Source organism: Brevibacterium spongiae, assembly GCF_026168515.1.
GTDB classification, from domain to species: domain Bacteria; phylum Actinomycetota; class Actinomycetes; order Actinomycetales; family Brevibacteriaceae; genus Brevibacterium; species Brevibacterium spongiae.
This window is the reverse complement of the sequence record NZ_CP093443.1, coordinates 2,619,275-2,630,924: the sequence shown is the minus strand read 5'-3', so window position 1 is coordinate 2,630,924 and position 11,650 is coordinate 2,619,275. Positions and strand designations below refer to the sequence as shown.

The 11,650-nt window shown below is 66.4% G+C and carries 12 protein-coding genes; 10 read left to right on the top strand and 2 right to left on the bottom strand.

Translation table 11 applies throughout. The features are described from left to right. The first annotated feature begins 1 nt into the window (after position 1). From L1F31_RS11795 to dapF, 3 genes are all read left to right on the top strand, one after another. On the top strand, positions 2 to 676 hold the full coding sequence (locus tag L1F31_RS11795) for a hypothetical protein (RefSeq protein WP_265417479.1): 675 nt from the start codon (positions 2 to 4) through the stop codon (positions 674 to 676). A 6-nt stretch (positions 677 to 682) separates the two neighbouring features. Continuing rightward, positions 683 to 1,609: a tRNA (adenosine(37)-N6)-dimethylallyltransferase MiaA gene (miaA, locus tag L1F31_RS11790; protein ID WP_265417478.1), complete on the top strand. Its 927-nt coding sequence runs from the start codon at positions 683 to 685 to the stop codon at positions 1,607 to 1,609. Positions 1,610 to 1,695: 86 nt separating this feature from the next. Continuing rightward, entirely contained in the window at positions 1,696 to 2,685 is a 990-nt protein-coding gene (dapF, locus tag L1F31_RS11785) for a diaminopimelate epimerase (RefSeq protein WP_265417477.1), read from the top strand. A gap of 78 nt (positions 2,686 to 2,763) precedes the next feature. On the opposite strand, the gene L1F31_RS11780 is transcribed toward dapF, so the two are convergent. Further along, the gene (locus tag L1F31_RS11780) at positions 2,764 to 3,378 is read right to left on the bottom strand and encodes a class I SAM-dependent methyltransferase (RefSeq protein ID WP_265417476.1); all 615 of its coding nucleotides are present in this window, start codon (positions 3,376 to 3,378) and stop codon (positions 2,764 to 2,766) included. Positions 3,379 to 3,507: 129 nt separating this feature from the next. Here L1F31_RS11780 and hflX point away from each other — a divergent pair, with 129 nt between their 5' ends. After that, positions 3,508 to 4,980: a GTPase HflX gene (gene hflX / locus L1F31_RS11775; RefSeq protein ID WP_265417475.1), complete on the top strand. Its 1,473-nt coding sequence runs from the start codon at positions 3,508 to 3,510 to the stop codon at positions 4,978 to 4,980. Further along, complete coding sequence (locus L1F31_RS11770) at positions 4,977 to 6,947, top strand: ATP-dependent DNA helicase (RefSeq protein WP_265417474.1); 1,971 nt, start codon at positions 4,977 to 4,979, stop codon at positions 6,945 to 6,947. The genes hflX and L1F31_RS11770 overlap by 4 nt, the downstream gene beginning before the upstream one ends. Before the next feature lie 158 nt (positions 6,948 to 7,105). Here L1F31_RS11770 and lexA read toward each other — a convergent pair whose 3' ends face one another. Continuing rightward, positions 7,106 to 7,861 (bottom strand): transcriptional repressor LexA, encoded by a 756-nt coding sequence (gene lexA, locus L1F31_RS11765; protein WP_265417473.1) that lies wholly within the window; start codon positions 7,859 to 7,861, stop codon positions 7,106 to 7,108. 234 nt (positions 7,862 to 8,095) lie between these two features. Between lexA and L1F31_RS11760 the strand changes: the two genes are divergently transcribed. The 5 genes from L1F31_RS11760 to hisH all read left to right on the top strand — a co-directional run bounded on the left by L1F31_RS11760 (position 8,096) and on the right by hisH (position 11,629). Then, entirely contained in the window at positions 8,096 to 8,434 is a 339-nt protein-coding gene (locus L1F31_RS11760; protein ID WP_265417472.1) for a LysM peptidoglycan-binding domain-containing protein, read from the top strand. 201 nt (positions 8,435 to 8,635) lie between these two features. Beyond that, positions 8,636 to 9,814, top strand: coding sequence for a histidinol-phosphate transaminase (locus L1F31_RS11755; RefSeq protein ID WP_265417471.1), 1,179 nt, complete (start codon positions 8,636 to 8,638; stop codon positions 9,812 to 9,814). Beyond that, the gene (gene hisB / locus L1F31_RS11750; RefSeq protein WP_265417470.1) at positions 9,811 to 10,407 is read left to right on the top strand and encodes an imidazoleglycerol-phosphate dehydratase HisB; all 597 of its coding nucleotides are present in this window, start codon (positions 9,811 to 9,813) and stop codon (positions 10,405 to 10,407) included. Before L1F31_RS11755 ends, hisB begins: the two co-directional genes overlap by 4 nt. Next, the gene (locus tag L1F31_RS11745; RefSeq protein WP_265417469.1) at positions 10,404 to 11,006 is read left to right on the top strand and encodes a hypothetical protein; all 603 of its coding nucleotides are present in this window, start codon (positions 10,404 to 10,406) and stop codon (positions 11,004 to 11,006) included. The genes hisB and L1F31_RS11745 overlap by 4 nt, the downstream gene beginning before the upstream one ends. Then, on the top strand, positions 11,003 to 11,629 hold the full coding sequence (gene hisH / locus L1F31_RS11740; RefSeq protein WP_265417468.1) for an imidazole glycerol phosphate synthase subunit HisH: 627 nt from the start codon (positions 11,003 to 11,005) through the stop codon (positions 11,627 to 11,629). The genes L1F31_RS11745 and hisH overlap by 4 nt, the downstream gene beginning before the upstream one ends. Positions 11,630 to 11,650 lie beyond the last annotated feature (21 nt).

The window sequence follows — 11,650 nt, the reverse complement described above, 5'->3', positions numbered from 1 at the left end:
GATGGGCCGCTTCGCCATCATTCCGGCAGCACCCGTGCTGCTTGACGACATCGACCGCAGCGAATCCGACCGGATCGGCCGGCTGCGCGCCACGATCCACGGCGTCCTGCGCGCCCAGGATTCGTGGGCGCTGCCGGTCGAGTCTCTGCCGCCCGTGGCCGGACTCGGCGGATGGGGCATCGACCGCGGCCTCGACACCCGCAACGGTCGGCTGCTCGCCGGGACGGACTGGGTTCAGACCGTCGAATCCCTCACGGACACCGAACGCGACCTCGCCGAGGCGGCCGACTCCGCGATCATCGTCGCACTCCTTCACGCTCACGCCGCCGGAGTCACGGTCGGCCCGGTCGGGTCGAGTGCGAACCTGCTGGTGCCCATCGACCTGTCCGGAGCCTCGGCCGCCGACGCCCCATTGGCACCGGTCGATGGAGCCGCAGACTTCGACTCCGAAGTTGTCTCCGCGCTCACCGCCACACCCGGAGACTTCGCCATGGACACGGATGCTCTGCTGAACCTGTGCGCCCGGGCCGAGAGCATGCACGCGAATCTGTCCGTGCTCGCGGCCGGGGTGCGCCTCCTCGTCGACCAGGGTGCACGAATGGGCGGCGTCGAGCTCGACTTCGACGAACGCATCCACGAAGTGCGGTCGCTGTGCGGCACCGGATCGTGGACGTGATCGCTCATGCCTGAATCTCGGGACCAGCTGCCGATCATCACCGTCGTCGGTGCCACCGCCACCGGGAAGTCCGATCTTGCCCTGGACCTGGCCGAGCACCTCGGCGGGGAGATCATCAACACGGACTCGATGCAGTTCTACCGAGGAATGGACATCGGCACCGCGAAGCTGCCGGTCGCCGAACGCCGGGGGATTCCCCACCATCTCATCGACATCCTCGACGTGACCGAAGAGGCGAACGTCCAGGACTTCCAGGTGAGTGCACGCACCACGATCGAGCAGGTGCGTAAACGTGGACACCGGCCCATCCTTGTGGGCGGATCCGGTCTCTACGTCCGTGCCGCTGTCGACCATATGGAGTTTCCCGGCACGGACCCGGATGTCCGCGCCCGCCTCGAGGCAGCCGCCGCAGCCGACCGGTGGAGCCTGCACATGAGGCTGCAGGAACTCGACCCGGAGGCAGCGGCGAAGATCACCGTGAACGATCAGCGGCGCATCGCCCGCGCGCTCGAAGTCATCGAGCTCACCGGGCGGCCCTTCAGCGCTCAGCTGCCGGACTATCAGGAGATCGAACCGACGATCCACCTCGGGCTGAGCATGGACCGTCCTGTTCTCCACGACCGCATCGCCACCCGCGTCGAACTCATGTGGGAGCACGGCTGGGTCGACGAAGTGCGGCACCTGCTCGACCACGGCCTGGCCGAAGGAAAGACCGCGTCACGGGCCATCGGGTACGCACAGATCCGCCGGCACCTCGACGGTGAGCTCACCGCCGCCGAGGCGAAGGAAGAGACGACGATCAGGACGCGTCAGTTCGCCCGCCGTCAGGACACCTGGTTCCGCCGTGATCCGCGCATCCGCTGGATCGATGGCAGCGCCGCCGACGCGGGGGCGAATCTGGCCGCCGCGCTCGAGATCCTCGCCGAGTCCTGAACAGCTCCCGGCGGTCAGCTCCGGGACCGCAGACTCCTGACCGGAGACTGTATCCGGTCACGGACGCCCACCGATAGGATGGTGTCATGAGCACTCCGGATACCCCGTTCGCCGCCTGGACCGATGCCGCCTTCCTCAAAGGACACGGCACGCAGAATGACTTCGTCCTCATCTCCGACGACGACAGCGAACTCGAGATGCACCCGGAGACCGTGGCCACCTTGGCCGATCGGCGGGCCGGGCTCGGCGCCGACGGCATCATCCGCATCGTCCGCTCGGCCGCCAGCGGCATCCCGGGAGCCGCCGAACAGGCCGAAGCCGGAGCCGAATGGTTCATGGACTACTACAACAACGACGGCAGCCTGTCCGAGATGTGCGGCAACGGTGTGCGCGTCTTCGCTCACGCCCTCGTGACCAGCGGTCGCGTCCCGGCAGACGCCCGCGACATCCTCGTCGGCACCCGCGACGGCATCAAAACCGTGCGCACCACCCTCAACCCGGCACTCGGCGTGCAGACCGGCGATGACGTTGTCGGCACCGGCACCTCCGGACCAGGATCGGCCAGCGACGCCTGGTACACGATCGACATGGGCGAATGGTCGCTCGACCCGTCGAGTTCGGTGCTCGTCGACACCGGCGGCATCGAAGTGGCCCGTCCCGGACTGCGCGTGGCCACCGGCAACCCGCACACGGTCGTCGCACTGGCCGAACACTCCGAGCTCGACGCCGCCGATCTGCGCGACGCCCCTGTCCTCGACCCGGTGCCCCCACAGGGCTCGAACGTCGAATTCATCGTCATGGAACCCGCCCGCTCCGATGTGGCCGGGGGAGAGGGTGCCCTGCGCATGCGCGTCTTCGAACGCGGAGTCGGTGAGACCCGCTCCTGCGGCACCGGAGCCTGTGCCGCCGCCATCGCCGCCCACCACTGGGCAGGCGAGAAGTCACCGCTGCAGTGGCGGGTCGATGTTCCCGGAGGTCAGCTGCGCATCGAAATCGACCCGAACCCTGAGGACACCAGCGGACGCGTCAGCCTCGCCGGACCAGCGGTCCTCGTCGCCAGCGGCACCATCAGCTGACGTTGAGGCGAACCGGGAACGCGGTTCGCTCGCGAATCTGAGCCCCACCTCGGCGAGGGAAAGTCTGTCGAACCCGCTTCAGCCGCGGTGGACGGTGAGGACGCGGAATCCCTTCGACGAACCCGTGCGCTCGATGGTGAACCCGTCGCCGAGCATCTGGGCGATCCACTTCTGCAGTGAATCGGCGCCGAGATTCTTCGACACGACCAGGTCGGCGCGACCGCCCGGTGCCAGACGCGGCAGCCACGTCTCCAGCAGCTCGTGCAGCGCCTCCTTGCCGATACGGATCGGAGGATTGGACCGGATGGCAGCGAATTCCAGGTCAGCGGGGATCTCATCGGCGGTGACGGGACGGATCGAATCGAGTCCGAGCCGGCGCGCATTCGCCGCGGTCGTCTCCAGGGACCGGGAGTTCACGTCGAGAGCCCACACGGACACGTCCACCTCGGCGCCCTTGGCCTCCAACGCCGTGTGCAGGGCGATCGGCCCCCACCCGCAGCCGAGGTCGAGGACATTACCGGCCGGCGGCTGAGGCAGATGCCGCAGCAGCACAGCAGTGCCGAGGTCGAGGCGAGTCGGTGAGAACGTGCCTGATACGGTTTCGACGGTGACTTCGTGGCCGCCCAGATCGAGGTGCAGCTCGCGGGTCTTGGCCTCGCTGCTCGGCGATTCGGTGAAATAGTGCTCTGACACCACTTCAGTCTAGACGGCTGTGGGAGAATTGATGGACACCACTGTCGGTGCGATTGGCCACCGCCGGTGCGCAGCATGAAAGCGCCCACACGAACAGTCTCGTGCGGGCGGCAGAGAACAAAGGAATGAATGACGTCTGAAGACAAGGAGCGTCGCAACGCGATGCTCGACCGTGTGCTCTCCCGAGGCGCCCAAGCCCTGGACGACCACAACACCACCCACGAGGACGACCAGTTCGACCTCGCCGAGCGGGCGGCGCTCACCCGTGTGGCCGGACTCTCCACCGAACTCGAAGACATCACCGAGGTCGAATACCGGCAGGTCCGACTCGAACGCGTCGTGCTCGCCGGCATCTGGAACACCACCCAGGCCGAAGCCGAGAACTCGATCCGCGAACTCGCCGCACTGGCCGAGACCGCCGGTTCCGAGGTCCTCGACGCCCTCATCCAACGACGTGACAAACCGGACCCGGGCACCTACCTCGGCAAGGGCAAAGCCGCCGAGCTCGCCGAGGTCGTCGCCGCTGTCGGCGCCGACACCGTGATCATCGACTCCGAACTCGCCCCCAGCCAGAGGCGCGGGCTCGAGGACGTCATCAAGGTCAAGGTCGTCGACCGCGTCGCCCTCATCCTCGACATCTTCGCCCAGCACGCGAAATCCCGCGAAGGCAAGGCCCAGGTCGAACTGGCCCAACTCGAATACCTGCTGCCGCGTCTGCGCGGTTGGGGTGAGTCGTTGTCGAGGCAGGCCGGTGGACGTGTCGCCGGCGGTGCCGGAATCGGCTCCCGCGGCCCCGGTGAGACGAAGATCGAACTCGATCGCCGCCGCATCCGCACCCGCATGTCCAAGCTGCGCCGCGAGATCAACGCCATGGCGCCGTCGCGTGAGACGAAGCGGAAGAACCGCGCCCGCCACCATGTGCCGTCCGTCGCGATCGTCGGATACACGAACGCGGGCAAATCCTCCCTGCTCAACAGGCTCACCGACGCCGAGGTGATGGTGCAGAACGCGCTGTTCGCCACCCTCGACCCGACCGTGCGTCAGGCGAAGACCGCCGACGGCATCACCTTCACCTACACGGACACCGTCGGCTTCGTCCGCAACCTGCCCCACCAGCTCGTCGAAGCCTTCCGCTCGACCCTGGAGGAGGCCGCCGGTTCGGACCTGCTCCTCCACGTCGTCGACGCCTCCCACCCGGACCCGCACGGGCAGATCCACGCGGTCCGCGATGTCCTCAAGGATGTCGAGACCGGGGACATCCCCGAACTCCTCGTGTTCAACAAGTCAGACCTCGCCGAGGAGGCCGTGATCACCGGTCTGCGCGCGGAGTACCCCGACGCGCAGTTCGTCTCCGCCGTGACGAAGGAGGGCATCGACGACCTCGTCGACGCCATCGAATCGAGGCTTCCCGCCCCGGACATCGACATGACGGTGCTCATTCCCTATGACCGCGGTGACCTCGTCTCGAAGATCTACGCCCTGGGCACCGTCGAACACGAATCCCACGGAGTCGAAGGCACGAGCCTGCAGGTGAAGGTGCCCGCTGAAATCGTCGATGAGCTGCGTGAATTCCAGCGTCCGGACCTGGTCATCGACGAGTGAAAGCCGTCGACGACCTCCTCGAATCCGCCGTCGGGGCCATCGGCGGATCGCCGCGTGAAGGTCAGCAGGAGATGGCCCAAGCGGTCGCTTCGGCGGTGGACAAGGGCATCCACCTCCTTGTGCAGGCCGGCACCGGAACGGGAAAGTCCCTGGCCTACCTCGTGCCCGCGGCCGAGTACGTCACCCGCACCGGCGGGAAGGTCGTCGTCTCGACGGCGACCCTGGCTCTGCAGACGCAGATCATCCACCGTGATCTCCCGCGTCTGTTCAAGGCTGTGAAGAAGGACCTCGATCCGCTGCCGCGGGCGGCGCTGCTCAAGGGACGCCGGAACTATGTGTGCAAGCACAAGCTCTCCGGCGGCTACCCCGACGAAGGTGAGGGGATGCTCTTCGACCTCGGTGCCGACGCCGAGGCGGGTCGCAGACCCACCGAACGTTCGGGCCTGGGGGAGGAGATCCAGCGGATCCGCACCTGGGAGAAGACCACCGATACCGGCGACCGCGATGACCTCCTGCCCGGCGTCAGTGACCGCGCCTGGTCACAGGTGTCGGTCAACGCCTTCGACTGCCTCGGCTCGAACTGCCCCCTGTTCACCGAATGCTTCGCCGAGATCGCCCGGAACAAAGCCGCCGAGGCGGACATCGTCGTGACCAACCATGCCCTGCTGGCCATCGATGCCTTCGGCGAATCGAACGTGCTGCCCGAACACGACGTCATCATCATCGACGAGGCCCACGAACTCAAAGACCGGGTGACCAGCGCCCTGTCCGGGCAGATCAATACATCCATGCTCTCGGCCGCGACGAGCTCGGTGCGCAAACATACAACCGTCCAGGACGGCGTCGTGGCTCTCCTCGACTCCGCAGCAGCCGCCCTCGAACGGGCCCAGTCCTCGGTGCCCGAAGGCCTCATCCTCCACATGAGCGAGGCACTCGGCCTGGCATTGGCGCAGATCCGTGACTCCGCGCGGCAGATCATCAACGACATCGGCGGCAAGACCGAAGACGCCGACGCCGGCCGGCAGATGGCCAAGGCCCGCTGTCAGGAGATCTTCGAACTCGCCGAACGCTTCTGCGAGCCGGGCAAGAACGACGTCATCTGGCTGTCACGCTCGACCTTCCGAGAGAAGGAGACGACGAACCTCGTCGTTGCACCCCTGAGCGTAGCCGGAACCATGCGCAATGGGATCTTCGAGGAATCCACCGTCGTGGCCACCTCGGCGACCTTGTCCCTGGGCGGGAACTTCGATGCGGTCGCAGCGTCCTTGGGACTCTTCGGACCCGATGCTCCGAAGTGGGACAGCCTCGACGTCGGCTCACCCTTCGACTATGGGAAGCAGGGCATCCTCTACGTCGCCTCCCACCTGCCCAAGCCCGGACGCAGCGGGCTGAGCGAGGAGGCTCTCACCGAACTCGAGGAACTCGTCAAGGCCTCGAACGGCGGGGCGCTGGGACTCTTCTCCTCCCGCGCGGCGGCGAATGCCGCGGCCGAACACCTGCGGAACAAGGTCGACTTCCCGATCCTTCTCCAAGGCGACGACGGTCTGCCTGCCCTCGTCTCCCAGTTCACCGCCGACGACCAGACGTGCCTCTTCGGCACCATGTCGCTGTGGCAGGGCGTCGACGTGCCGGGCCGGACGAACCGGTTGGTCATCATCGACCGGCTGCCGTTCCCGCGCCCCGACGACCCGCTCATGCAGGCCCGCGCCAGGGACGCCGATCAGCGCGGAGTCAACGGTTTCATGGCCGTGTCCGCCACTCATGCCGCTCTGCGATTGGCACAGGGGGCCGGGCGTCTCATCCGTTCGACCGATGACAGGGGAGTGGTGGCAGTGCTCGACTCACGGCTGCGCTCGGCGCGGTACGCCGGATTCCTCGTCAACTCGATGCCGCGGATGTGGCCGACGACAAACGCTCAGCTCGTCCGCACCAGCCTGGCCCGTCTCGCCGAAACCGATGAGGGCTGACCGAAACCGACGAAGACTGACGACAACGCCCGCGACCGAGATGGTCGCGGGCGTTGTCTGTCGTGGGTGCTTGTGCTCAGCGGCGCAGGGTTCTAATCACAGGCGGCTGGTTGCCGATCAGAGGCGTCGGGTCTCCGATCAGCGGCACAGGCCCTTGATCAGAGGCGGCGGATGACCGCGACGACGAGACCCATGATCTGCGCGTAGGTGCCGTCGATCGGTTCGTAGTTCTCGTTCTGCGGCATCAGCCACTGCTCGCCGGCCTTGCGCTTGAGCGTCTTCACCGTCGCCTCGCCGTCGAGCAGGGCGGCGACGATCTGACCGTTGTCCGCGGTGTGCTGCTTGCGCACGACCACCCAGTCGTCGTGGCAGATGGCGGCTTCGATCATCGAATCACCGACGACCTTGAGCAGGAACATCTCACCCGAGCCGACGACCTGGGTCGGCAGCGAGAAGACGTCGTCGACTTCCTGTTCGGCCAGGATCGGACCACCGGCGGCGATGCGTCCGACGACGGGAACCTGCACAGTGTTGTTGGCAAGCTCCTCGTACTTCGCGCGCTCCGCCTCTTCCTCTTCGAACGGATTGACGACCTCGATGGCGCGCGGGCGCTTCGGGTCGCGACGAACGTAGCCGAGACGTTCGAGTTGGGAGAGCTGGTGGGCGACGCTCGAGAGTGAGGCGAGTCCGGCGGCCTTGCCGATCTCACGCATGCTCGGCGGGTAGCCGTTGGTCACGACGGCACGTTCGATGGTCTCGAGCACGAGACGCTGGCGTGGGGTGAGGCGGAAGTCGCCTTCGCCGGTCGAACCCTCAGGGATCTGGATCTCTTCGTCGTCGCTGCGGGCGGCAGCGATCTCGCTGGCAACATCTTCGTTGCGAGGCCGTCCTCTGCCTCGTTTGTTCTGAACCATTGCTCGTTCCCCTTCGTTCTATTCCCTGCCGCTGATCACCCTGAACTCCGCTGCGGAGAATCTCGTGTCAGTGCCGACTGAGATGGTTCTGACAGACCAATCAACAACGCTGGTTCCCTCTCATTGTCGCATAGATGTTCGAGTTGGACTGGACATTTGTTCGATTGGCATGTTGAATAGAACAGACGTTCTACCGATTACTGGTGGAATCGTACGAATGAAAGAGGTAATGCGATGTCTGCACAGAACACCGGGCTGCGCCTGACCACTCGTGGACGCCAGGCGGTTCGCCTTCTTCGGACCCTGCTCATTGCTCTCGTCGTCATCGGCGGAGCGCTCCTCCTCGCCACCCAGTCGTTCTCGGCCGCGGCGGTCGCCGAACCGGAATCTGACAGCATCGGCATCGACGCCGAGGCGGTCGTCGTCGGTGAGGGCGAGTCCCTGTGGACCGTGGCCTCGAACCTCGGGATCGACCGCGACACCCGCGATGTCGTGGCCGATATCGTCGAGATCAACCATCTGTCGACCCCGACCGTCCACCCCGGCCAGACCCTCGACGTCCCCGTCCGCTGAGGGCCGGCCGGGTTCGGCCGGTCACCCGACGATGAGGTCGCTGGCCACCCCGACGGTGAGGCTGTCGACCATGTGATCGAGGGACTGCCGGATACTCTGCGGTGGGGTGGTCGGAGGCCGTGGCCTGACAGAGCCGCCTCGGTGCGTCTCGCGGCCCGACCCGCCGCCCGGTCAGCTGCCGTGTCTCGGTAGACTGTTCGCGTGGGAAATATCGAATCTCTGCCAGTGCGTTCTGACCTTGCCGGACTCAAGCCCTATGGGGCTCCGCACCTCGACGTGCCGGTCCAGCTCAACGTCAATGAGAACGCCTATCCTCTCCCCGGGGTCGTCGTCGACAGCATGCGCGCTGCCGTCAATGATCACTTCGCCGGACTCAATCGCTATCCGGATCGTGAGTTCACCGCACTGCGCGAACACTTCGTCACCTACCTGAATGGGGTCAACGAACGCGCAGGAGACACCGTCGCGCTCGATCCTTCGATGATCTGGGCGGCGAACGGGTCGAACGAAGTCCTCAGCCACATCGTCCAGGCCTTCGGCGGGCCCGGGCGCACAGTGCTCGGTTTCACCCCTTCGTACTCGATGCACCCGCTCATCACGACGGGCACCGGCGCACAGTGGCAGCACGTCGACCGCAAGGACGACTTCACCCTCGACGCCGAGACCGTCGCCGCTGAGGTCGCTGCGGCCAACCCCGACATCGTCTTCCTCTGCACCCCGAACAACCCGACAGGCACCTCGATCGGACTCGACGTCATCGAAGCCGCTTACGAGAACTGTTCGGGCATCGTCATCGTTGATGAGGCCTATGCGGAATTCTCCCGCCCGGCCAAGTCATCGGCGATGACCCTGCTGGAAGGGCGCCCCCGCCTCGTCGTCTCCCGCACCATGAGCAAGGCCTTCGCCTGCGCGGGACTGCGCTTGGGCTACGCGATCGCCGCTCCCGAACTCATCGACACCCTCCGCCTCGTCCGACTGCCCTACCACCTGTCCGAGATCACGCAGGTCCTCGCCTGCACCGCACTCGAACACGCAGACGTGCTGCTGGGCAACGTCGACAGACTCATCGACTCCCGCAACCGGATGTCGACCCACCTCGCCGCCGCGGGCTTCACCGTCCACGACAGCGATTCGAACTTCGTGCTCTTCGGCAACATCTCCTCACCGGCAGACCTGTGGCAGAAGCTGCTCGACCGCGGTGTGCTCGTCCGCGACATCGGCATCGCCGGCCACGCCCGAGTCAATGCCGGCACCGAAGAGGAGACCGACGCGTTCCTGACCGCGATCGACGACATCCTCGCGGAGTCCCCGGACATCCTCGCCGAACGACCAACATCCACACCCCCGTCATCCTCCGCCCCGACGAAAGGCACCCCATGAGGCAGGCCCAGAACTCACGCACCACGTCTGAGTCCACGGTGTCCGTGTCCGTCAATCTCGACGGCACCGGCACTTCGAACATCTCGACCAGCGTGCCGTTCTTCGACCATATGCTCACTGCCCTGTCGAAGCACTCGATGATCGACCTCGACGTCACCGCCACCGGCGATACGCACATCGACGTCCACCACACGGTCGAGGACACCTCGATCGTGCTCGGTCAGACCCTGCGCGAAGCGCTCGGCGACAAGGTCGGCATCCGCCGCTATGGCTTCGCCGCCGTCCCCCTCGACGAGGCTCTAACCCAGTGCGTCGTCGACGTCTCCGGTCGCCCCTACTTCGTCCACGAAGGCGAACCCGAAGGCCAGCAGTACCACCTCATCGGCGGGCACTTCACCGGGTCGATGACCTCCCACTCGCTCGAATCCATCGCCTTCCACGGAGGACTGACCGTCCACCTCGACCTCGTGCGCGGCCGCGACCCGCACCACATCGTCGAAGCCCAGTTCAAGGCCTTCGCCCGTGCCCTGCGCGAAGCCGTAGAAGAAGACCCCCGCAGCAATTCCGTTCCCAGCACCAAGGGAGTCCTGTGAGCACCACCGTCGTCGTGACCCCATTCGGGGTCGCCCAGCAGCTGGCCGCGGCCTGCGTGCTGTCGAACATCAACGGCACCATCGTTCCGATCGGCGAGTTCACCGGGATCGTCCTGTCCGACACCGATGTGCAGGCCGGCAACGAGGCGGCCGCCGCGATCTCGAAGCTCGCGGGCAAGCATGAGGTCCTCCTCCTCGTCCGCAGCGAAGAGCAGATCGACGCCGGTCACTATCGTCACGGCAACCGCGAATCCGATGTTCCCGCGGGCCTGGCACTGAAGAACCTGCCCGATGTGCTCGAGGGTCTCCTGCTCGAGACCGTCGCCGCCGAGGACGTCGAAGGCAGCATCCCGACGAACTCGATGACGAAGCTGCAGGCCTCCGCCGCCACCATGACACCGGGCCGTGCCGCCGTGGCCCGCACCGCGCTGCTGTGGATCATCGTCGCCGTCCTCGCCGGACTCGTCACCGCCTTCGGAATCGCACTCGGGCTTGGCGGCAACACCGTCGCCTGGGTCGTCGCCGTCTTCGGCGCCATCGTCCTCGGCTTCTCGCTGTGGAGGATCTGGTCCGTGCTGAGCAAGGGAGCGAAACGATGACGACGGTCGCGGTCCTCGACTACGGGGCAGGCAACGTCCGCTCCGCCGTGCGCGCGGTCGCCGCCGCCGGCGCCGAGGTGACGCTGACTGCCGATCATGACGTCATCAACGACTCCGACGGACTCCTCGTCCCCGGCGTGGGGGCCTTCTCCGCCGTGATGCGAGGGCTTGAGAACGTGGGAGGCGTCGAACTCATCCGCGCCCGCCACGAACAGGGCCGTCCCCTGCTGGGCATCTGCGTGGGCCTGCAGGTGTTCTTCGCCCGCGGTGAGGAACACGGGGTGAAGACCGAGGGAATCGGCCTGTGGGAGGGCGCCGTCACCGGCCTCAACGCCCCGGTCGTCCCGCATATGGGATGGTCCAAGATCAGCGCTCCGGAGGACTCGCAGATGTTCGCCGGAATCCGCGATGAGCGCTTCTACTTCGTCCACTCCTATGCTGCGACGCAGGCACCTGCCGGGACCACGGTCACGACAGCCCGTCACGGCAGCGACTTCATCGCCGCCGTCGAGGACGGCTCGACCTGGGCCGCACAGTTCCATCCCGAGAAGTCCGCCGAGGCGGGAGCGCGGCTGCTGCGCAACTGGCTCGACACGTTCTCTACCGGCCCGCTCAGCTCCTGACCGAGCCCACCGACTAGCATT